This window comes from Pseudomonas lactis, assembly GCF_001439845.1.
Taxonomy (GTDB): Bacteria; Pseudomonadota; Gammaproteobacteria; order Pseudomonadales; family Pseudomonadaceae; genus Aquipseudomonas; species Aquipseudomonas lactis.
The window spans coordinates 46,553-71,575 of sequence record NZ_JYLO01000004.1 but is presented as its reverse complement, the minus strand read 5'-3'; the positions used below and the strand labels follow the sequence as shown (position 1 = coordinate 71,575).

Annotated in this window: 1 protein-coding gene and 1 pseudogene; both read left to right on the top strand. The window is 65.5% G+C overall.

The window, feature by feature from the left end; translation table 11 throughout:
* Positions 1-294: 294 nt before the first annotated feature.
* A complete protein-coding gene (locus tag TX24_RS07395; protein WP_057710032.1) occupies positions 295-13,218 on the top strand; it encodes a non-ribosomal peptide synthetase in 12,924 nt (4,307 codons plus the stop codon).
* Positions 13,215-24,528, top strand: a pseudogene (locus TX24_RS07390) (amino acid adenylation domain-containing protein). Before TX24_RS07395 ends, TX24_RS07390 begins: the two are co-directional and overlap by 4 nt.
* Positions 24,529-25,023: the final 495 nt, after the last annotated feature.

Here is a 25,023-nt window from a genome sequence, read left to right as displayed (position 1 = left end):
TTTGGAGAGGGATTACCTGAGGGTAAAGTCAGACGTTTCCGGGCTTTTCGTCGTACAAATCTGATCGGCCCGCAGCACCCGATACAGTCCCCCGCGCGAGCAGTACCGCTCCTTGTCCCCGCTTCCCATGTCACCCCCCAGCCCACAGATCCCTTAATTTTCAAGCCTGCCGGAAGCCCCTCCAGGCCTACGGCTGCGCCCGCAGTTTTTTACAGGCGCGCGGTACTGCCGATCCAAGCGGCAAAACTGAATACGGACATTCTCGTCAACCGTGAATTATCAGGCAGGTTCCCCATGCAGTTCAGCGACTTACTGGCAGCGATCTCCACCCACGCGATCCGTCTGCAAACGGAAGAAGACGATCTGATCGTTCTGGGCGATGACCAAGCGTTGGACGACGCGCTCTGGGATCAATTGATTGCGCACAAACCCCAACTCCTGCAGTTGGTCGCCGAACATGGCGGTGACTGGCTGAGCCCGGCCTACCGCATCACCCCGGACATGCTGGCGCTGGTCAACCTCGACCAGCCGGCCATCGACCGCATCGTCGCGGCGGTCCCAGGCGGTGCGGCGAATGTGCAGGATATCTACCCGCTGGCGCCGCTCCAGGAAGGCATGCTTTATCACCATTTGTCGGCGCACCAGGGTGACCCTTACGTGCTGCACGCGCAGTTCGTGTTCGACAGCCGCGCACGCCTTGAGGCCTTTGCCGAGGCGTTGCAATGGGTCATCGACCGTCACGACATTTTGCGCACTTCGATGGTCTGGGAGCGCCTGGACGAACCGCTGCAGGTGGTGTGGCGCAAGGCTGTGCTGGCCTGCGAAGAGGCGCAGATGGACGGTGCTGACCGCCTGGCTCAATTGCTCGCTCGCTATGATGCCCGCGCTTATCGCATGGACCTGGGTCAGGCGCCGCTGCTGCGCCTGGTGTTCGCTGACGACCCAGCCAACCAGCGGCTGGTGGCGATGCTGTTGTTCCACCACACCATCCTCGATCACACGGCCCTGGATGGCGTGCGGCATGAAATCCAGCTGTACCTGGCCGGGCAGCAAGCCCAGGCCCCTGCACCGGTAGCGTTTCGCAGCTATATCGCCCAGGTGCGCCATGGCGTCAGCGAGCAGGCCCATGAGGCGTTCTTCCGCGACATGCTGGCGGATATCGATGAACCGACGCTGCCGTTCGGCCTGCAAGATGTGCAGGGCGATGGCCAGGGCATCGACGAAGTGCGCATCCCTGTCGACAGCGCTCTGAGCCGCCGCTTGCGTAGCGTGGCGCGCCCGCTGGGGGTGAGTGTGGCGAGCCTGATGCACCTGGCCTTGGCGCGGGTGCTGGGCGCAGTCTCCGGGCGGGAGGCGGTTGTATTTGGCACTGTGATGCTCGGGCGCATGGGGGCAGGCGAGGGCGGTGAGCGGGCCTTGGGCATGTTCATCAACACCTTGCCACTGCGCGTGGATGTGGGTGAGCAGGGCGTGCGCGCTGCGGTCAAGGTCACCCATGAGCGCCTCACGCGCTTGCTCGATCACGAACATGCGTCCCTGGCGCTGGCACAACGGTGCAGCGGCGTGGCGGCGCCTACGCCGCTGTTCAGCGCGATACTTAACTACCGTCACACCGCCGCCACTGACATGGCGGCGGTGATCGAAGTGGCTGACGGCATCCAGGTGCTGGGCGCCGAGGAGCGCACCAACTACCCGCTGACGGTGAACGTCGATGACCTGGGTGAAGACTTCGCCCTGACCGTGATGGTCGATGCCTCCATTGGCGCGCCACGGGTTGCCGGTTACCTGCACGCGGCCTTGGAAAGCCTGGCCGGCGCCCTCGAACAACGACCGGAGATGCCGCTCTGCGGCCTGAACATCCTGCCTGACGCTGAACGCCATCACTTGCTGCACACCTTGAACGACTGCCCCACGCACTACGCCGACACCCAGCTGATCCACCAGCAAGTCGAAACCCACGCCGCCGCCCAGCCCGATGCCATTGCGTTGTCCTTCGAGCAACACGCCCTGACCTACCGCCAACTCAACGAACGCGCCAACCAGGTCGCCCACGCGCTGCTGGCTCACGGCGTGCGCCCCGACGCGCGGGTGGCGATCTGCGTGGAGCGCGGCCCGCAGATGATCATCGGCCTGCTGGGCATCCTCAAGGCCGGCGCCGGCTATGTGCCCATCGACCCGGCCTATCCCCAGGAACGCATCGCCTATACCCTGGCCGACAGCCGGCCGGTGGCGGTGCTGGTACAGGCCGACACGGCGCAGCGGGTCGGCGCACTGGCCCGGATCGACCTCGACCACCTGGGCCCGTTGCCCATCAGCAACCCCCGGCTGCACCTGAGCCCGGCCAACCTGGCCTATGTGATCTACACCTCCGGCTCCACCGGCCAGCCCAAGGGCGTGATGATCGAGCATCGCCAGGTCGCGCGCCTGTTCGGCGCCACTCAGCAGTGGTTCGGCTTCAATCATCATGATGTGTGGGCGTTGTTCCATTCCTTTGCGTTCGACTTTTCCGTGTGGGAAATCTGGGGTGCGCTGATGCACGGCGGCCAGTTGCTGATCGTGCCGCAACTGGTCAGCCGCTCACCGGATGAGTGCTACGCGCTGTTGTGCGATGCCCAGGTGAGCATCCTCAACCAGACGCCGAGTGCGTTCCGCCAGTTGATCGCGGCCCAGGGCAACAGCGCCCAGTCCCATTCCCTGCGCCAGGTGATTTTCGGCGGCGAAGCCCTGGAACCGGGCATGCTCAAGCCGTGGTACGCACGGGCGGTGAATGCCGGTACGCAACTGGTGAACATGTACGGCATCACTGAGACCACCGTGCATGTGACCTACCGGGCGCTGGAAGCAGCCGACGCGCACTTGGTCGGCGTGAGCCCGATTGGCGTGCGTATTCCTGATTTGCAGTTGTACGTGCTGGATGCACGCCGCGAGCCCTTGCCCCTGGGTGTGGTGGGCGAGTTGTACGTGGGCGGCGCCGGGGTGGCGCGTGGTTACCTCAACCGCGAGGCGCTGAATGCCGAACGCTTCGTCGCCGACCCGGCCACCGGCCTGCGCATGTACAAGACCGGCGACCTCGGCCGCCTGCTGGCCGACGGCAGTGTCGAGTACCTGGGGCGTAACGATGACCAGGTCAAGGTCCGGGGTTTCCGTATCGAACTGGGTGAAATCCAGGCGCATCTGGCCACGGCCAACGGCGTGCGCGATGCGGTGGTGATCGCCCGTGAAGATCAGCCGGGCGACAAGCGCCTGGTGGCCTATGTGATCAGCGATGGCGAACTCAACGTGGCCGCCCTGCGTGACCATCTGCTGCGCAGCCTGGCCGAACACATGGTGCCCAGCGCCTTCGTGCGCCTGGACACGCTGCCGCTGACCACCAACGGCAAACTCGACCGCAAGGCCTTGCCCGCACCCGATGCCGACGCCGTGGCCCGGCGCGCGTATGCGGCGCCCCAGAGCGCGGTGGAAACCACCCTCGCCAGGCTCTGGCAAGACCTGCTCAACGTCGACCGTGTCGGTCGTGAGGACAATTTCTTCGAACTCGGCGGCCATTCGCTGCTGGCGGTCAAACTGATCGAACGCATGCGCCAGGTCGACCTCAGCGCCGATGTGCGCGTGCTGTTCGGCCAACCCACCTTGGCGGCGCTCGCTGCGGCGGTGGGCGGCCAGCAGACCGTGCAGGTGCCGGCTAACCCCATTCAAGCAGACACGCAGGCCATCACCCCGGACATGCTGCCCCTGGTCGAGCTGGATCAGGCCGCTATCGACCATATCCTTGAGGCCGTGCCCGGTGGCGTTGCCAACGTGCAGGACATCTACGGCCTGGCGCCGTTGCAGGCCGGCATTCTCTACCACCACCTGGCGACCACCGAGGGCGACCCTTACGTGTTGCAGGTGCAGTTGCGCTTTCACGACCAAGGCGCTGTCGATGGGTTCGTAAATGCGCTGCACTCGGTGATCGAACGCAACGATATTCTGCGCACCGCCATCCTCTGGGAGGGCCTGGAGGAACCGGTGCAAGTGGTGTTGCGCCAGGCGCCCTTGGTGGTCGAACGCCTGGATGCCTTGGGCGGCGATGCACTGACGCACCTGCAACAGCGTTTCGACCCACGCCACTATCGCCTGGACCTGTCACGCGCCTCGCTGATGCGCCTGGCGTATGCGCAGGACACCCAAGGCGTGGTCGGCATTTTGCTGCTGCACCATGTCCTCCTCGACCATACGGCCCTGCAGGTGCTGGTCGAAGAAATGAGCGCCAGCCTGCATGGCCACAGCGCGCAATTGCCTGACGCGGTGCAGTACCGCAACTACGTGGCCCAGGCCCGCCTCGGTGTCACCCAGGCCCAGCATGAAGCCTTCTTCAGCCAGATGCTGGGCGACATCGACGAGCCGACCCTGGCCTTCGGTTTGCAGGACGTGAATGGTGACGGCAGCGGCATCCATGAAGCGCGCCTGCCGCTGGAGCCGGCGCTTAACCTGGGCTTGCGCGAACAGGCGCGGCAACTGGGTGTGAGCACCGCGAGCCTGGTGCACCTGGCCTGGGCCCAGGTGCTGGGGCAGGTGTCTGGCCAGCAGGAGGTGGTATTCGGCACGGTGTTGCTGGGCCGTATGCAGGGCGGCGAGGGCGCTGACCGGGCGCTGGGGATGTTCATCAATACCTTGCCGCTGCGGGTCAGCCTTGGCAGCGTCGGCGTGCAGGCTGGCGTGCGCGCTACTCATGCGCGCCTGGCGCAACTGCTCGGGCACGAACATGCCTCGTTGTCCCTGGCCCAGCGCTGCAGCGGCGTGCCGGGCTCGCTGCCGCTGTTCAGCACCTTGCTCAACTACCGGCACAGCGCAGCCGATGAAGCGCCGGGGGACAACCCCTTTGCCGCTTCCGGTATCGAGATTCTCAGCTCCGAAGAGCGCAGCAATTATCCGCTGGTGCTCAACGTTGATGACCTCGGCACAGGCATGCGCTTGACCGTGCAAGGCGTGGCCGAACTGGATGTGCAACGGGTGGGTAACTACATGCTCACCGCACTGCGCCACCTGGTGACTGCGCTGCAACAGGCGCCGACCACCGCGTTGCACAGCGTGTCGATCGTGCCGCCGGCGGAGCGGCGCAAACTGCTGCAGGACTTCAATGCCAGCGCCCGTGAATTTCCGTCGCACCTCAGCGTCGCCCAACTGTTTGAAGCCCAGGTGCTGGCCCGGCCGGAAGCCACGGCGGTGGTGCATGGCGAACATTCCCTGAGCTACCGCGACCTCAACCGCCGTGCCAACCGGCTCGCCCATTATTTGCTCAACCAGGGCGTGCAGCCGGGTGAGCCGGTCGCCCTGGCGCTGCCGCGCTCAATTGACTTGATCGTCAGCCAATTGGCGGTACTCAAATGCGCTTCGGTCTACGTGCCGCTGGACGTCAATGCGCCGCCTGAACGCCAAGCCTTCATGGTGCAGGACAGCGGCGCCCGTCAGCGGCTGGACAACCTGGCCGAGCTGAACCTGGACGTAATGCCTGCGACCAACCCCGCGGTGGCCCAGAGCTCGGACAGCGTGGCATACATCATGTACACCTCCGGCTCCACCGGAACACCCAAAGGCGTGTTGGTGACCCATCGCGGCATCAGCCGGCTGGTGATCAATAACGGCTATGCCGACTTCAACCCCCATGACCGCATCGCCTTTGCGTCCAACCCGGCGTTCGACGCCAGCACCATGGATGTGTGGGGCGCGCTGCTCAACGGCGGCCAGGTCCAAGTGATCGACCACGCCACCTTGCTCGACCCGCTGGCATTTGGCGCTGAACTCAAGGGCGCTACGGTACTGTTCGTCACCACCGCGCTGTTCAACCAGTATGTGCAACTGATTCCACAGGCCCTGGCCGGCCTGCGCATTTTGCTGTGCGGCGGCGAACGTGCCGACCCGGCAGCCTTTCGCAGCCTGTTGGCGCAGGCTCCGGCGTTGCGTCTGGTGCATTGCTATGGGCCGACGGAAACCACCACCTACGCCACCACGTATGAAGTGCGCGCGCTGGCCTCAGATGCCGACAGCGTGCCGGTGGGGCGGCCGATTTCCAACACGCAGATCTATGTGCTGGATGCACAGTTGCAGCCGGTCCCGCTGGGCATCACCGGTGAAATCTGCATTGGCGGGGAGGGCGTTGCCAAGGGCTACTTGAACCGTGCGCAGTTGACCGCCGAGAAGTTCGTGAACAACCCCTTTGTCGATCAGCCTGGGGCACTGATGTATCGCACTGGCGACCTCGGGCGCTGGTCGGAAGATGGCCTGCTGGAGTGCCTGGGGCGCAATGACGACCAAGTCAAAATCCGCGGTTTCCGTATCGAACTGGGCGAGATCGAGGCACGCCTGGCCAGTTGTGCGGGTATTCAGGAGGTTGCCGTGCTCGCCCGTGAAGACGTGCCGGGGGACAAGCGCCTGGTGGCCTATTTCACCTGGGCCGGCGCAGACCTGGGCATTGACCAGGTACACGCGCACCTGCAAGGCCAACTGCCGGACTACATGCTGCCGTCGGCCTATATGCCGCTGGCCAGCCTGCCGTTGACCAACAACGGCAAGCTGGACCGCAAAGCATTGCCGGCACCCGACCAGGCCGCCTTTATCAGCCGTGGCTACGAGGCCCCCCAAGGCGAGGTGGAAAGCCTGCTGGCGCAGATCTGGCAGGACGTGCTCAAGCTTGAACGCGTGGGGCGTCATGATCACTTCTTCGAACTGGGCGGGCATTCGTTGCTGGCGGTCAGCCTGATTGAACGCATGCGCCAAGTGGGCCTGAGCGCCGATGTGCGCGTGTTGTTCAGCCAGCCAAGCCTGGCCGCGCTGGCGGCAGCCGTGGGCAGCGGCAGAGAAATCGTGGTGCCCGCCAATGGCATCCCCGCCGGCTGCACACAAATCACGCCGTCGATGCTGAGCCTGGTGCAGCTCACCCCGCAGGCCATCGCGCGCATTGTCGCCAACGTGCCGGGTGGTGCAGCGAATATCCAGGATATCTACCCGCTGGCGCCGCTACAGGAAGGCATTCTCTACCACCACATCAGTGCCGAGCAGGGCGACCCGTACCTGCTGCAATCGCGCATGGCCTTTGACACTGTCGAGCGCCTGCACGCCTTTATGGGCGCGTTGCAACAGGTGGTGGCGCGCCACGATATTTTGCGTACCGCTGTGGTGTGGGAAGGGCTCGACAGCCCGGTGCAAGTGGTGTGGCGCGCCGCCCAACTGGCGGTGCAGGAGGTGATGCTCGACCCGGCCGGCGGCGACGTCATGGCGCAACTGCACGGGCGTTTCGATGCGCGTCACTACCGCCTGGACATTACCCAGGCGCCGTTGCTGCGCATGGTCTACGCCCAGGACCCCACGCACAACCGGGTCGCGGCGATCCTGCTGTTCCACCATCTGGCGCTGGACCACACCGCCATGGAAGTGGTCGGCCAGGAAATGCGTGCCTTTATGTTCAACCAGGCCCAGGACTTGCCTGCCGCCGCGCCGTTTCGCAACTATGTGGCCCAGGCGCGGCTGGGCGTCAGTGTGGCGCAGCATGAGCAGTTTTTCCGCGACATGCTCGCCGAGGTCGACGAGCCGACCTTGCCGTTTGGCCTGCAGGATGTGCAGGGCGATGGCCGTGCAATCGAAGAAGCCAAGGTGCACCTGGAGGCAGGCCTGGCCCAGCGCGTACGCCAGCAGGCGCGCCAACTGGGCGTCAGCGCCGCCAGCCTGATGCACCTGGCCTGGGCCCAGGTGTTGGGCCTGGTCTCGGGCCGCGATGAGGTGGTGTTCGGTACGGTGCTGATGGGCCGTATGCAAGCCGGCGAGGGCGCAGACCGTGCGCTGGGGATGTTTATCAACACCTTGCCGCTGCGGGTCGACGTTGCAGCCGGTGCGACGCAGGCGGTCAAAGCCACCCATGCGCGCTTGAGCGCCTTGCTCGGGCACGAGCATGCGTCACTTGCGCTGGCCCAGCGTTGCAGCGGTGTGCCGACCAGCACGCCGTTGTTCAGCGCCTTGCTCAATTACCGCCACAGCAACCCCGACGACATGGCCCGCGACGGCCACGGCATCTGGGAAGGCGTGCAACTGCTGGGCGGCGAAGAGCGCAGCAACTACCCGCTGACCCTGAGCGTGGATGACCTGGGCGCAGGCTTTGGCCTGAGCGTGCTGGCGGTGCCGCAGATTGGCGCGCAACGCCTGTGCGACTACATGCTCAGTGCCGTGCAGCAACTGATTGTCACCCTGGAGACGGCGCCCCACAGTGCGCTGCACCCATTACCGATTCTGCCCGCCGCAGAGCGCGACACGGTACTGCGCGAGTTCAACGCCACCGCCCACGACTTCCCCCATGGCCAGACCCTGCACGGTGCGTTTGAAGTGCAGGCCGAGCGCCAACCCCATCGCATTGCCGTGCAGCAAGGCAGTGAGGCGCTGACGTATCAGCAGCTCAATCAACGGGCCAACCAGTTGGCTCATCACTTGCTGGAACTCGGCGTGCAAGCCGACGACCGCGTGGCGCTGTGCTGCCGTCGCGGCCCGCAGATGCTGGTGGGGCTGTTGGGCATTCTCAAGGCTGGCGCGGGCTATGTGCCGATCGACCCTGCGTACCCCGCCGAGCGTATCGCCTACTTGCTGCAAGACAGCGCGCCCGTGGCGGTGTTGGCCGAGACCAGTACCCGGGAGCTGCTCGGTTCGGTTGCCCTGGTCGATCTGCATGACCCCGCCTGGCAGCGCCACGCCGTCAGCAACCCGCAATTGCCCGCCCTGACGCCCGCGCACCTGGCGTACGTGATCTACACCTCCGGCTCCACCGGCCAGCCCAAGGGCGTGATGGTGGAACACGGTACGGTGGAAAACCTGGTGCATTGGCACTGTGAGGCCTTTGGTCTGACAGCGGTAAGCCACACCAGCAGCGTGGCTGGCATGGGCTTTGATGCCATGGCCTGGGAGGTCTGGCCAGCCCTGTGTGTCGGCGCGACCCTGCACCTGCCGCCCGCCGAGATTGGCAACGAAAACATCGATGAACTGCTGGCCTGGTGGCTGGCGCAGCCGTTGGACGTGAGCTTCCTGCCGACGCCGGTGGCCGAATACGCCTTCAGCCTGCCCCAGCAGCACCCCACGTTGCGCATCCTGCTGATCGGCGGTGATCGCTTGCGCCAGTTCAGCCAGGAGCGGCGCTTTGCGGTGGTCAACAACTACGGCCCCACCGAAGCCACGGTGGTTGCCACCTCCGGCCGCGTGCGGGCCGGGCAGGTGTTGCATATCGGCCGGCCTGTCGCCAATGCCACCAGCTATGTGCTGGACGCGCACCTGCGGCCGGTACCGGTGGGCGTGGCCGGTGAACTCTATGTAGGCGGCAGCGGCGTGGCGCGGGGCTACCTCAACCGTGCCGAGCTGACGGCCGAACGCTTTCTGCAAGACCCGTTCAACGCTGGGCGCATGTACCGCACCGGTGACCTGGTGCGTTGGCTGCCCGATGGCAACCTTGAATACCTGGGCCGTAACGATGACCAGGTAAAACTGCGCGGCGTGCGGGTGGAACTGGGTGAAATCGAAAGCCGCCTGGCGGCACTGGACGGCATCCGTGAGGCCGTGGTGCTTGTGCGCGAAGGCCGCCTGCTGGCCTGGTTCACCGAACAGCGCCCGTTGCAGATCGAGACCTTGCGTGCGCACCTGCAAGCCCAGCTTCCCGAGGCGCTGGTGCCGGTCGCCTATATGCAGCTTGACCAGTTGCCCCTGACCGCCAATGGCAAACTGGATCGCAAGGCACTGCCGCAGCCAGACCAGTGCGCCTTGCTCAGTCGTGAATACCAAGCCCCCCAAGGTGACGTCGAAACCACCCTGGCGCGGCTGTGGGCCGAGGTGTTGCAGGTGGAGCAGGTGGGTCGCCATGACCACTTCTTCGAACTGGGCGGCCATTCATTGCTGGCCGTCAGCCTGATTGAGCGCATGCGCCAGGCCGGCCTCAGCGCTGATGTGCGCGTGCTGTTCAGCCAGCCAACCCTGGCCGCGTTGGCCGCCGCTGTCGGCAGTGGCCGCGAAGTGCAGGTGCCGGCCAATCGCATCAGTGCCGGTTGCCAGCGCATCACCCCGGACATGCTGGCCCTGGTGGACCTCGACCAGTCGGCGATCGACCAGGTGGTGGCCCAGGTGCCCGGCGGCGCTGCCAACGTGCAGGACATTTACCCGCTGGCGCCGTTGCAGGAAGGGATTTTCTATCACTACCTCACGGCGGCGCAGGGCGATCCTTACCTGCTGCAATCGCATCTGGCGTTTGACAGCATCGAGCGCCTGCACGCCTTTGTGCGCGCCCTGCAACAGGTGATCGACCGCCACGACATTCTGCGCACCGGGGTGGTGTGGGAGGGCCTGGCACAACCGCTGCAAGTGGTGTGGCGCCAGGCGCAGTTGTGCGTACAGGAACTGCACCTGCAAGGCGACGTACTCGCCGGCCTGCACGAGCGCTTTGATGCGCGGCGCTATCGCCTGGAGATCAGCCAGGCGCCGCTGATCCGCCTGATGTACGCCCAGGACCCGGTCAACCAGCGCGTGGTGGCGGTGCTGCTCTATCACCATATCGTGTTGGACCACACCGCCTTCGACGTGGTGTTGCGCGAAATGCAGGGCCACCTGTTGGGCTACGCCGCGCCCACCGCCGCGCCAATGCCGTATCGCAACTATGTGGCCCAGGCGCGCCTGGGTGTCAGCGAACAGGAGCATGAGCAGTTCTTCCGCCAGATGCTGGACGATGTCGATGAGCCAACGCTGCCGTTCGGCTGGCAGGACGTGCGCGGCGACGGCAGTGCCATCGACGAACATACCCTGCAACTGGACAGCCCGCTCAACCGCCGCCTGCGCAGCCAGGCGCGGTTGCTGGGGGTCAGCGCTGCCAGCCTGTTCCACCTGGCCTGGGCACAGGTGCTGGCCGCAGTATCGGCGCGCCATACGGTGGTGTTCGGCACGGTGCTGGTGGGCCGTTTGCAAGGCGGCGAGGGCGCCGACCGCGCCCTGGGCGTGTTTATCAACACCTTGCCGCTGCGCCTGGATATCGACGACCAGGGCGCCCGCGCCGCCGTGCGGGCCACCCATGCGCGTCTCACCGAATTGCTCGGCCATGAACACGCCTCCCTGGCCTTGGCCCAGCGTTGCAGTGGTGTAGCGGCCCCGGCGCCGTTGTTCAGCTCGATGCTCAACTATCGCCATCGCGGCGCCGCCACCCGCTCGGCGGATGCGCAATTGGCGTGGGAAGGCATGCAGACTTTGGTCAATGACGGGCGCACCAATTACCCCCTGACCCTGAACGTGGACGACCTGGGCGACGGCTACGCGTTCACTGCCCTGGCCCAGGTGGATGCGCAGCGGGTGTGCGGCTATATGCATAACGCGTTGAGCGGCCTGGTCGAGGCTCTTGAGCAGGCGCCGCACCAGGCGCTGAACCGCCTGCCGGTGCTGGGACTGCAAGAGCGGCAACAACTGCTGGTGCAGTTCAACGCCACCGAGGTGAACTACAACCTCGACCAGACCCTGCACGGGCTGTTTGAAGCCCAGGTTATGCGCACCCCGCAGGCCGTGGCGGTGAAGGCCGGCGAGCACACCTTGAGCTACCAGCAACTCAATGAACGCGCCAACCGCCTGGCCCATCACCTGCGTGACAGCGGTGTGCGCCCGGATGCACGGGTGGGCATCTGCGTCGAGCGCGGCCTGGACATGGTCATCGGCCTGTTCGCCATCCTCAAGGCCGGCGGTGCCTATGTGCCGCTGGACCCGGCGTACCCGCCAGAGCGCATCGCCTACATGCTGCACGACAGCGCGCCGGTGGTGGTGCTGGCCCAAAGCGCCACCCGCGCTTTGCTGGGTGACGCGGTGGTGATCGACCTCGACCACAGCACCTGGCAGCACCAACCCGTCACCAACCCGCCAGTACCGGGCCTCACTGCCCGGCACGCGGCCTATGTGATCTACACCTCCGGTTCCACCGGCCAACCCAAGGGCGTGATCAACGAACATGCCGGGGTGGTCAACCGCCTGTTGTGGATGCAGGACGCCTATGGCCTCAAGGCCCACGATGCGGTGTTGCAGAAAACCCCGTTCAGCTTCGATGTGTCGGTGTGGGAGTTCTTCTGGCCGCTGTTCACCGGCGCACGCCTGGTGATGGCGCGCCCTGAAGGGCACAAAGACCCGGCGTACCTGTGCGAGGTGATCGCCGCGGAGCACATCACGACCCTGCACTTTGTGCCGTCGATGCTCGATGTGTTCCTGGCCCACGGCGATATCAGCCAAGCGGTGGGATTGGTGCGGGTAATGTGCAGCGGCGAAGCGCTGCCGGGCAGCCTGGTGCGGCGTTTCAAGCAGCAGTTGCCGGGGATTGGCTTGTACAACCTGTACGGGCCCACCGAAGCGGCAGTGGACGTGACGGCCTGGAACTGCGCCCGCCCTGAGGTGCCGGACAACACCCCGATCGGCAAGCCGATTGCCAACACCCGCCTGTATGTCCTCGATGGGCAGTTACAGCCGGTGCCGTTGGGCGTGGCCGGTGAGCTGTTCATCGCGGGCGTGCAAGTGGCGCGGGGTTACCTCAACCGCCCTGAGCTGACCGCCGAACGCTTCCTCGACGACCCGTTCACCCCGGGGCGCATGTACCGCACCGGTGACCTGGGCCGCTACTTGCCCGATGGCACGCTTGAGTACCTGGGCCGCAATGATGATCAGGTCAAGATCCGTGGCCTGCGCATCGAGCTGGGCGAAGTCCAGGCGCGGCTGATCGAGCATCCGGCGGTCAAGGACGCCGTGGTCGTCGCCCGTGATCAGCGCCTGGTCGCGTATTACACCGGCGCACCCGCCGACATCGACAGCCTGCGCGCCCAGCTGTTGCAGCACCTGCCGGACTTTATGGTGCCGGCGCTGTTCATGCACCTGGACGCCTGGCCCCTGAGCCCCAACGGCAAGCTCGACCGCAAGGCCCTGCCCGCACCGGGTATGGACGCCTTGCAGGTACGTGAGTACGCGGCGCCTGAAGGCGACACCGAGGTCCTCATGGCCCAGCTCTGGGCCGAGCTGCTCAAGGTGGAGCGGGTAGGGCGCCACGACAACTTCTTTGAACTGGGCGGGCACTCGCTGCTGGCCGTGAGCTTGATCGGGCGCCTGCGCCAGGAAGGCATGGAAGCCGATGTGCGCGGGTTGTTCGAACAACCGACCCTGGCCGGCTACGCCGCAATGACCGAACGAATGGAGATCGTCCTGTGAACATCCTCGAGCTGCTGGCAACCCTGAAAACCAAGGATGTGCAACTGGCGCTCAAGGGCAAGCAGTTGTCGGTGAACGGCAACAAGCACGCCTTGAGCGACCCGGCGATATTGGCCGCCTTGCGTGAACACAAGCCGGCGCTGATCGAACTGATCAAGGCCGGTGAATACACCGCGACCAAGGCCGGTGAGGTACAGGTGCCGGCCAATGGCATCCCGGCCACTGCCGAGCGCATCACCCCCGCGATGCTGACCCTGTCGACCCTGAGCCAGGACGAGATTGAGCGCATTGTCGCCACGGTGCAGGGCGGCGTGGCGAACATCCAGGACATCTACCCGCTGGCGCCGTTGCAGGAAGGCATCCTGTTCCACCATGTGAGTGCCGAGCAGGGCGACCCCTATGTGATGCAGTCGCAGTTCGCCTTTGACAGCCTTGCGCGTTTCGATGCCTTTGCCCAGGCGCTGCAACGGGTGATGGACCGTCACGACATCTTGCGTACCGGGATGGTCTGGGATGGCCTGGCGCAACCCTCGCAAGTGGTGTGGCGCCAGGCGCGCCTGCCGGTGCAAGCCTTGATGCTGGACCCGGCCGACGGCGATATCGCCGCGCAACTGCATGACCTGTTTGATGCCCGCCACTATCGCCTCGACGTCACCCAGGCGCCGTTGCTGCGCCTGGTGCGCGCTGAAGACCCGGCCAACCAGCGCATCGTCGCCACCCTGTTGTTCCATCACATGGCGCTCGACCACAGCGCCCTGGACGTGGTGTGCCACGAGATGCAGGCGTGCCTGTTGGGGCAAGGCGCGGCCCTGGGCCAGGCCGTGCCGTTTCGCAACTATGTGGCGCAGGCGCGGCTGGGGATCAGTGAGCAAGAGCATGAACGTTTCTTCCGGCAGATGCTCGGCGATATCAGCGAGCCTACCTTGCCGTTCGGTTTGCAGGATGTGCAAGGCGATGCGCGCGGTATCGCTGAAGTCAGCCTGCCATTGGCGCCGGCATTGGCCCAGCGTTTGCGCGTACAGGCGCGCCAACAGGGCGTGAGCGCTGCCAGCCTGTTTCATCTGGGCTGGGCTCAAGTGCTGGCGGTGTTGGCCGGCAAGGCCCAGGTGGTGTTCGGCACCGTATTGATGGGGCGCATGCAGGGCAGCCATGCCACCGACCGCGCCCTGGGCATTTTCATCAATACCTTGCCGTTTCGCGTGGACGTGGACGCCCAGGACGTGCGCACCGCCGTCAAGGCCACCCACTCACGGCTGACCACGTTGCTGCGCCATGAACACGCGGCGTTGGCCCTGGCCCAGCGTTGCAGTGGCGTGCTCGCGCCGACGCCGCTGTTCAGCGCGCTGCTCAACTATCGCCACAGCGCGTCCGCCGCCAGCGCCGAGGCCGTGTCGGCGTGGCACGGCATCACCGCACTGCGCGCCGAGGAACGCACCAACTACCCGCTGACCCTGAGCGTGGACGACCTGGGCGAGGGCTTCGGCCAGCACCCTGGTCGACCCTCAACGCGTCTGCGCCTACCTGCACACCGCGCTGGAAAACCTGGTGAGCGCACTGGAACAGGCCCCCCATACCGCGCTTGACCAACTGTCGGTGGTGCCCGCTGCCGAACAGCGTTTGCTGCTGGAACAGTTCAACACCACCCAGACCGTCTTCCCCCAAGGCACCACCCTGCACGGCAGGGTCGAAGCCCAGGCCGCGCTCACGCCGCACGCCATCGCCGCGGTGCATCAGGGCCGGCAACTGACCTATGCCGAACTGAACCAGCAAGCCAACCTGCTGGCCCATCATCTGTTGGCACTGGGGGTCAAGCCCGACGACCGCGTGGCGATTGTGGCGCGGCGCGGCCTCGATACCCTGGCCGGGTTGCTGGCGATTCTCAAGGCCGGTGCTGGTTATGTGCCGGTGGACCCGTCCCACCCGGCCGAGCGTCTCCACTATCTGCTCAGCGACAGTGCGCCGGTAGCCTTACTCACCCAACACGCGTTGCTGGAGCGCTTGCCGGCGCTGGATGTGCCGGTGATCAACCTCGACCGCTTCACCTGGCAGCACCATTCGGCGAGCAACCCCACAATCGCCGTCGGCCCGACGAACCTGGCCTATGTGATCTACACCTCCGGCTCCACCGGCTTGCCCAAAGGGGTGATGGTGGAACACCACACTGTCGCCAACCTGGTGGACTGGCATTGCAGCGCCTTCGACCTGCGCGCCGGCCGGCACACCGCCAGTATTGCCGGTTTCGGCTTTGACGCGATGGCCTGGGAAGTGTGGCCGGCGCTGTGTGTGGGCGCCACCTTGCACCTGCCACCGGCCCATGAGGGCGGCGAAGATATCGACGCACTGCTGGCCTGGTGGTGCGCGCAGCCATTGGACGTGAGCTTTCTGCCGACGCCGGTGGCGGAATACGCCTTCAGCCAGAACATCGAGCACCCGACCTTGCGCACCTTGCTGGTCGGTGGCGACCGCCTGCGCCAGTTCGGGCGGGCGCAGCGCTTTGAGCTGATCAACAACTACGGGCCCACCGAAGCCACGGTGGTGGCCACTTCCGGCAAGGTCGAGGCGGGCCAGCCGTTGCATATCGGCAAGCCCATCGCCAATGCCAAGGTCTACGTGCTCGACCCACACCAGCGCCCGGTGCCGCTGGGGGTGGCGGGGGAGTTGTACGTGGGCGGCAAAGGCGTGGCACGCGGTTACCTCAACCGCCCGGAACTGACCGCCGAGCGTTTTGTGCGCGACCCGTTCAATGCAGGGCGCATGTACCGCACCGGTGACCTGGTGCGCTGGTTGCCGGACGGCACGCTCGACTACCTGGGGCGCAACGATGACCAAGTGAAAATCCGTGGCGTGCGCATCGAACTGGGCGAAATCGAAACCCAGCTCAACCAATTGCCCGGCATCCTGGAAGCAGTGGCGGTGGTGCGTGAGGAACGGCTGGTGGCCTACTTCACCGAAAACCCACAACTGGACCCGCTGACGCTGGCCGAGATTCGCGCCCACCTGGTGGCGCATCTGCCCGACTACATGGTGCCTGTCGCGTTCATGAAGCTCGACGCACTGCCACTGACGGCCAATGGCAAGCTTGACCGCAAGGCCCTGCCGGCGCCGGACATGGCCGCGGTATTTACCCGCGAGTACGCCGCGCCCCTGGGCGAAATCGAAACCGTGCTGGCGCAGATCTGGGCCGAGGTGTTGCAGGTGCAGCGCGTGGGGCGTTACGACCATTTCTTTGAGCTGGGCGGGCATTCGCTGCTGGCCATGCGCATGGTGTCTCAGGTGCGCCAGCGGCTGGGCGTCGAATTGGCGCTGGGCGACCTATTTGCCAACGCTGAACTGGCGGCGGTCGCCGAGGTGCTGGCCCAGGCCGGTCGCAGCACCTTGCCGGATATCTTGCCGGCCAACCGTGATGACGACGTGCCGCTGTCCTTCGCCCAGCAACGCCTGTGGTTCCTGGCGTTGATGGAAGGGGCCAACACCGCCTACAACATTCCCATCGGCCTGCGGTTGCGCGGGCAGTTGCATGTACAGGCGCTGCAACGGGCCCTGGCGCGCATTGTGGCGCGGCATGAAACCCTGCGCAGCCGCTTCGCCCAGCAGGGTGACCAGGCCCAGGTGCTGGTCGTGCCGGCCGAAGAGGTGTTGGCGCTGCAAGTGCAGGACCTGCGTCGCCACCCGCAGCCGCAACAGGCCCTGGACGCGCTGATCCACGGCGAAGCCTCGGCACCGTTCGACCTTGAGCGCGGCCCGTTGCTGCGCGGGCGCCTGGTGGTGATGGCCGATGATCACCATGTGCTGTTGCTGACCCTGCACCATATCGTCTCCGACGGCTGGTCCATGGGCGTGCTGACCCGCGAGCTGATGGCGCTGTACCAGGCTTTCAGCCACGGCCACGCCGACCCGCTGCCGCCCTTGCCGATCCAGTACGCCGACTTTGCCGTGTGGCAACGCCTGTGGCTGAGCGGCGAGGTGCTGCAGCGCCAAAGCAGCTACTGGCAACAGGCGTTGGCCGGTGCGCCGGCGTTGCTGACCTTGCCCACCGACCGCCCGCGCCCGGCGCAGCAGGACTACGCTGGCAGCAGTGTCGAAGTGCGCCTGGATGAGCGCCTCACCGCCGGGCTCAAGGCCTTGAGCCAACGCCATGGCACCACCTTGTACATGACCTTGATGAGCGCTTGGGCTTCGCTGTTGGCACGCTTGTCCGGGCAGGCCGAGTTGGTGATCGGCACGCCGGTGGCCAACCGCATGCGCACCGAAGTCGAAGGGCTGATTGGCCTGTTCGTCAACACCCTGGCGCTGCGTATCGACACCTCGGGCGAGCTCAGCACCGAGGCGTTGCTGGCGCGGGTCAAGGCGCTGATCCTGCAAGCCCAGGCCCATCAGGACTTGCCCTTCGAGCAGGTGGTGGAAATTACCCGGCCGCCGCGCAGCCTGGCCCACAGCCCACTGTTCCAGACCCTGCTGAGCTGGCAGGACAGCAGCGCGCCGACCCTGGCCCTGGGCGACCTGGCCCTGGAGAGCATTGTCGAGCACAGCCATTTCGCCAAGTTCGACCTGTCGTTGAACCTGGGCGAAGTGCAGGGCAGCATCCTCGGTGCGCTGGAATATGCCGTGGCCCTGTTTGACGAATCGACGATGCAGCGTTACGTCGGCTACTTCACCCGCGTGTTGCAGGCCATGGTCGATAACGACCAGGCAGTGCTGGCGCACGTGCCGCTGGTGGATGCGCGCGAGCGTCGGCAACTGCTGGTGGATTTCAACGCCACTGCCGTTAGCTACAACCTCGACCAGACCCTGCACGGCCTGTTTGAAGCCCAGGTGCTGCGCACACCCCAGGCCATTGCCCTGAAGGCGGGCGCGCAGCAACTGAGCTATGCCGAACTGAACGCGCGCGCCAACCAGTTGGCCCATCACCTGCAATCCCTGGGTGTGCAGCCCCAGGCGCGGGTGGCGATCTGTGTGGAGCGTGGCCTGGACATGGTCATTGGCCTGTACGCGATCCTCAAAGCCGGCGCCGCCTATGTGCCGCTGGACCCGGCCTACCCGCTGGAACGCATCACCTACATGCTGCACGACAGCGCGCCGACGGTGGTGCTGGCCCAGGCCAGCACCCTCGGGTTGCTGGGCGAGGTGCCGGTGGTCAACCTCGATTCACCCACCTGGCAGCACCAGCCCACCCATAACCCGCAGGCGGCCAGCGTGGCGGCCTACGTGATCTACACCTCCGGTTCCACCGGCCAGCCCAAGGGCGTGATCAACGAACACCCTGGGGTGGTCAACCGCCTGCTGTGGATGCAGGACGAATACGGGCTGACCGCCAGCGATACGGTCTTGCAGAAAACCCCGTTCAGCTTCGACGTGTCGGTGTGGGAGTTCTTCTGGCCGCTGTTCACTGGCGCACGCTTGGTCATGGCGCGCGCTGGCGGGCATAAAGACCCTGACTACCTGTGCCAGGTGATCGAGGCCGAGCGGGTCACAACGCTGCATTTTGTGCCGTCGATGCTCGACGTGTTCCTTGCCCACGGCGATGTCAGCCAGGCCGCCGGGCTGGTGCGGGTGATGTGCAGCGGCGAAGCCCTGCCGGGCAGCCTGGTGCGGCGCTTCAAGCAGCAATTGCCGGAGGTTGGCTTGTACAACCTGTATGGCCCCACCGAAGCGGCGGTGGATGTCACCGCATGGGACTGCGCGGGTGCCTTGGTGCCGGATAACACGCCCATCGGCAAGCCGATTGCCAACACGCGCCTGTATGTACTGGACGGGCAGTTGCAGCCGGTGCCATTGGGGGTGGTCGGTGAATTGTTCATCGCAGGCGTGCAGGTGGCGCGGGGTTACCTCAACCGCCCTGAGCTGACCGCCGAACGCTTCCTCGACGACCCGTTCACCCCGGGGCGCATGTACCGCACCGGTGACGTGAGCCGCTACTTGCCTGACGGCACTCTCGAGTACCTGGGGCGCAATGATGACCAGGTGAAGATTCGTGGCCTGCGCATCGAACTGGGGGAAATCCAGGCGCGCCTGACCGAGCATCCAGCGGTGCAGGAAGCTGCCGTGATTGCCCGCGAGCAGCGCCTGATCGCCTATTACACCGGCGTGCCGAGCGAGGTCGAAAGCCTGCGCGCCCACCTGCTGCAACACCTGCCGGAATTCATGCTGCCGGCGAGCTTTGTGCATCTTCAGGTGCTGCCGCTGAGCCCCAACGGCAAGCTCGACCGCAAGGCGCTGCCGGCGCCGGGCCTGGACGCGTTGAGTGTGCGCGACTATGAAGCGCCCGTGGGTGATACGGAAATCACCCTGGCCGCACTGTGGGCTGAATTGCTCAACGTGGAGCGCGTGGGCCGGCATGACAATTTCTTTGAATTGGGTGGCCACTCATTGCTGGCAGTCAGCCTGATGGGGCGCATGCGCCGCCTGGGCTTGTCGGCAGATGTAAAAGTACTGTTTGGCCAACCGACCTTGTCCGCCCTGGCCGCGGCCTTGGGCGGTGGGCGTGAAGTGGCGGTGCCTGCCAATCGTATCGCGGCCGATTGCACCCGGATTACGCCGGACATGCTTACGCTGATCACCCTGGACCCCGCTGCCATCGAGCGCATCGTCGCCTGCATCCCCGGCGGCGCGGCCAATGTGCAGGACATCTACCCGCTGGCACCCTTGCAGGCCGGCATCCTGTATCAGCATCGCGCCGTGCAGGGAGACGACGCCTATGTGCTGCAGGCGCAGTTTGCCTTCGACAGCCGCCTGCGCCTGGACGCCTTCGCCCACGCCTTGCAGGCGGTGATCCAGCGCCATGACATCCTGCGTTCATCCTTCCACTGGGACGCGCTGGAGGAGCCGGTGCAGGTGGTGTGGCGCACCGCCTCATTACGGGTTGAAAACGGCCCGGTGCCGCCACGCCTGGACCTCGCCAAGGCACCCTTGATGCGCCTGGTGTATGCCGAGGAGTCGCAACGGGTGGTGGCGACGTTGCTGTTCCACCATCTGGTGATGGACCACATCGCGTTGGACATCCTGCAACACGAAATGCAGGCCTTCCTGTTGGGCACCCAAGACACCTTGGCCGCGCCCGTGCCGTACCGCAACTACGTGGCCCAGACTCGTCTGGGCGCTGAGGACCACGAGACGTTTTTCTGCGAGATGCTCGCTGAGGTCGACGAACCCACCGACCTACCGCACCTGGGCGCCGATGAGCGCGTGAAGGTGAGTCTCGACCTGGGGTTGAGTCGGCGCCTGCGCACTCAGGCGCGTCAAGCCGGCGTCAGCGCCGCCAGCCTTATGCACCTGGCCTGGGCCCATGTGCTGGGCACGGTCTGCGCCCGTGAACAGGTGGTGTTCGGCACGGTGATGCTCGGCCGCCTGCAAGGTGGCGAAGGCGCCGAGCGTGCCATGGGCGTGTTTATCAATACCTTGCCGTTGCGAGTCGACCTGGGTGAACACTCGGTACTGACCGCGCTGCGTGCCACCCATGGGCGCCTGACCCAACTGCTCAGCCATGAACACGCGCCTTTGGCGCTGGCCCAGCGTTGCAGCGGCGTACCGATGGCTACGCCGTTGTTCAGCGTGCTGTTCAACTACCGCCACAGCGCGCCCCAGGCCGGGGGCGTGGCCGAGGCGTGGCAGGGGGTCGAAGTGCTCCAGACCGAGGAGCACACCCACTACGGCGTGTCGGTGAGCGTGGATGACCTGGGTGAAGGTTTCAGCCTCACGGCCATGGGGCAGGGGGCCCGACGCTTGGGCGACTACCTGCATAACGCCTTGGCGCAGGTGGTGCAGGCATTGGAAGAGCGCAGCGACATCGCGCTCAATGGCTTGTCGATCCTGCCCCAGGCCGAACGCCAGCAACTGCTTGAGGGCTTCAACGCCACGGCCCGCGCGTTCCCCCGTGAACACAGCGTGCAACAGCTGTTCGAAGCCCAGGCCCAGGCGCGCCCCGATGCGGTGGCGGTGCTGCATGGCGAACAACGGATAAGCTATGGCGAACTCAACCGCCGCGCCAACCGCCTGGCCCATCACCTGCTCGGCCTGGGTGTGTGCCCCGGCGATAACGTGGCGATCCTGCTGCCACGCTCGGTGGCGTTGTTGATCAGCCAACTGGCGATTCTCAAATGCGCCGCCGCCTATGTGCCGCTGGACATCAACGCGCCGGCCGAACGCCAGGCCTTCATGCTGCAAGACAGCGGCGCCGCCTGGCTGTTGAACGGCAGCGACTGCAGCGTGGAGAGCGCGGTGCAACGCCTGGACCTGGACACCCTGGCCCTCGACTCATACCCCGACCACAACCCGGGCCTGCCGCAATCCTCGCACAGCGTGGCGTACATCATGTACACCTCCGGCTCCACCGGCATGCCTAAAGGCGTATTGGTGCCGCACCGTGGCATCACGCGCCTGGTGCTCAACAACGGCTACGCCGATTTCAATCCCCATGACCGCGTGGCCTTCGCTTCGAACCCGGCGTTCGATGCCAGCACCATGGATGTGTGGGGGGCATTGCTCAACGGCGGTCAGGTGCAGGTGATCGACCACGCCACCTTGCTCGACCCGCTGGCGTTTGGCGCGGCACTTCAGGGCGTGACGGTGCTGTTCGTCACCACGGCGCTATTCAACCAATATGTGCAACTGATTCCCCAGGCCCTGGCCGGCTTGCGTATTTTGCTGTGCGGCGGCGAACGTGCCGACCCGGCGGCGTTCCGCAACCTGCTGGCATTGGCACCGGGGCTGCGCCTGGTGCATTGCTACGGGCCGACCGAAACCACCACCTACGCCACCACCCATGAAGTGCGCACCATTGCCGCTGACGCCGACAGCGTGCCGGTAGGGCGACCCATTTCCAACACGCAGATCTACGTGCTGGATGCGCAGTTGCACCTGCTGCCCCTGGGGGTGAGCGGCGAAATCTGCATCGGCGGTGACGGTGTCGCCCAGGGCTACCTGAACCGCCCTGAGTTGACGGCGGAAAAGTTCGTGCAGAACCCGTTCAACCCAGGCGCCTTGCTGTACCGCACCGGCGACCTCGGACGCTGGACCGCAGACGGCCTGCTGGAGTGCATCGGGCGTAATGATGACCAAGTGAAGATCCGTGGATTTCGCATTGAGCTGGGTGAGATCGAAGCACGCATGGCGACATTCGCCGGCATTCGCGAAGGGGTGGTGCTGGCCCGCGAAGACGTGCCGGGGGACAAACGTCTGGTGGCCTATTTCACCTGGGCGGGCGAGCCGGTCGGCATCGAGTCGGTGCGCGCTTACCTGCAGGCGCACTTGCCGGCCTACATGGTGCCCTCGGCCTTTGTCGCACTGGAGCATTTGCCGTTGACGGCCAATGGCAAGGTCGATCGCAAAGCCTTGCCGTTACCGACGTGGGACGCTTCGGCCAGCGGCACATTTGAAGCACCGGTCGATGCACTGGAGCAGACCTTGGCCCAGCTGTGGGCCGAGGTACTGAAGCTTGAGCAGGTGGGGCGCCATGACAGTTTCTTCGAACTGGGCGGGCATTCGTTGTTGGCGATTCGCCTGGTCAATCGGCTGGACGAGGCCGGGTTGCCGGTGTCGCTGGCCGAGCTGTTCGAGCATGCCAGCGTGGCCTCGGTCGCGGCGCTGCTGCGCCTGCGCGGTGACGACGTGCTGCCTGAGACGGCGGTGATCACGGTGCGCAGCCGTGGGTCGCAGGCACCGTTATTTCTGGTGCATGAGTTCAGCGGCATGGACGTGTACTTCCCGGCGCTTGGCCAGCACCTGCCGGGCGATTACCCGATTTATGGCCTGCCGGGCGTGGCGCTGGGCGAGGCGCACTTGGACAGCATGGAAGGCCTGGCTGCGCGCATGGTCGGGCTGATTCGCCAGATCCAGCCCCACGGCCCTTACCGGCTGGCGGGGTGGTCTTTTGGTGGCGTGCTGGCCTATGAAGTTGCCATGCAGTTGCTGGGGCAGGATGAGGCCGTGGCGTTTCTCGGCTTGATCGACAGCTACGTGCCGCGCATGACCGACCAGGGCAAAGCGCGCTGGAGCGGGCCGGATGCCCTCAAGCGGCATTTGTTGTTGCAGTGCACGGCCTATTGGAAGGCACAGGGAGGTGTGGATGAGCTGGCGAGCCTGGACCAACTGGAGGCAGGCCTTGGACAGCTGGACATTGCGGCTTTGCTGCAACGCTGTCGCGATCAAGGTTTGCTATACGCGCAAATGGCAGCGGCGACGGACGCCGACCTGTTGAGCTTTTTGCAACGGGAAGTCGGGCATGGGCATGCCCTGGCCCACTACAGCCTGTTCCCGCTGCCGATCCCGGTGCACCTGTTCAGCGCCGAGCAGCGGCCCACCGAACTGTCGCGGCGCAGTGCCGCGCTGGGGTGGGACACCGCCCTGGCGCCTGGGCAACTGCGCCAGGTGCAGGTGCCGGGGGATCACCAGAGCATGATGCAGGCGCCGCATATCCAGAGCCTTGGCCAGGCCATGAGCCAAGCGCTGGCGGCGAGCACCCCGGTGAGTTGCGCGGCGCACTCACCCTTGCTGCGCATCCAGAGCGGGCGCGCCGGTTATGCACCGGTGTTCTGCGTGCCGGGCGCGGGAGACAGCGTCACCGGCTTTGTCGGCTTGAGCGAAGCTTTGGGGCGCGACTGGCCGCTGTATGGCTTGCAGCCACGCGGGCTGGATGGCGAAGCGGTGCCCCATAGCCAGGTGGAAGCGGCGGCCCAGTGTTACCTGGCCGCGCTGGAACAGGAATGCCCCGAGGGGCCGGTGCATCTGGTGGGGCATTCGTTCGGCGGCTGGGTGGCGCTGGAAATGGCGCTGCGCTTGCAGGCGATGGGGCGTGAGGTGGGCTCTTTGACGGTGATCGACAGCGAGGCGCCGGGGCGTGCGAGCAAGGCTTATACCTCGACGGCGGCGTTGTTGCGGTTGATCGAGGCGATGCAGTTGGCGGCTGGGAAGTCGCTGGGGATTGATGCGGTGGACTTTGCCGGGCGCGATGAGGTGGCGCAGCGGCAAGCGTTACACGCGGGGATGGTGAATGTGGGGTTGTTGCCGGCGCGTGCGGCGGTGGAGGCGATGGATGGGCCGGCGCGCACTTACGCGGCGGCGTTGCGCACGGTGTATCAGCCGCAAGGGCGGTATGAGGGGGTGGTGCGCCTGGTGTTGGCGCAGGACCCGGCGCTGGATGCGGCGGGGAACCAGCGGGAGCAGGGGTTGATGGTTGAGGGGTGGCGAGGGCAGGGGGGTGGGTTGCAGGTTTGGTATGGCGGGGGGAATCACTTTACGTTGCTCAAGGCGCCGAATGTTTTGGGGTTGGCCAGGTGGTGGTTGGAAGATGTCAGGGTTGGGGAGGTGGTGTCTTGAGGGGGGGGCACCGATCCAAATGTGGGGGCAATAGGGGGTTGTCTGTGTACATATCCATTCCTGCGGTAACGGCCACTTATGGTTCCGCTCTGACAGCGGGTCACTTTTGGAAAGGCCCAAAAGTAACCAAAAGGCCTTCGCCCCACCACTCGGCACCTCGCCTAGGCTCGGTGTGCCCGAACGCAGGTTTTGCAGCGTGGGCCGCCGCAATGGGCCATCCATGGCCCAGTGCGGCTAACCCGGCGTCCTGCCGGGTTACCCACGCTGAAAAACCTGCGTTCGGCCAGCGTGGTTTAACGGGGCGATTGGAGATCAAAAGCAGAGCGCGGCGGCCTTATAGCCGACCGGTTTTTGAAGGTGAACTCGGTGAGATATGTGGGGGCAGGCATGCCCCCGGTAACCACGATGCGAAGCGAGCCGCTCTTGATCTTGATCTGCTTTTGATCTCAGGCGCCCCGTTAAACCACGCTGGCCGGAATTCGACAGGGATTTGGG

Bases quoted from the DNA above. Each gene is read 5' to 3' on its own strand.
- TX24_RS07395 (WP_057710032.1), top strand. From the start codon at position 295: ATGCAGTTCAGCGACTTACTGGCAGCGATCTCCACCCACGCGATCCGT.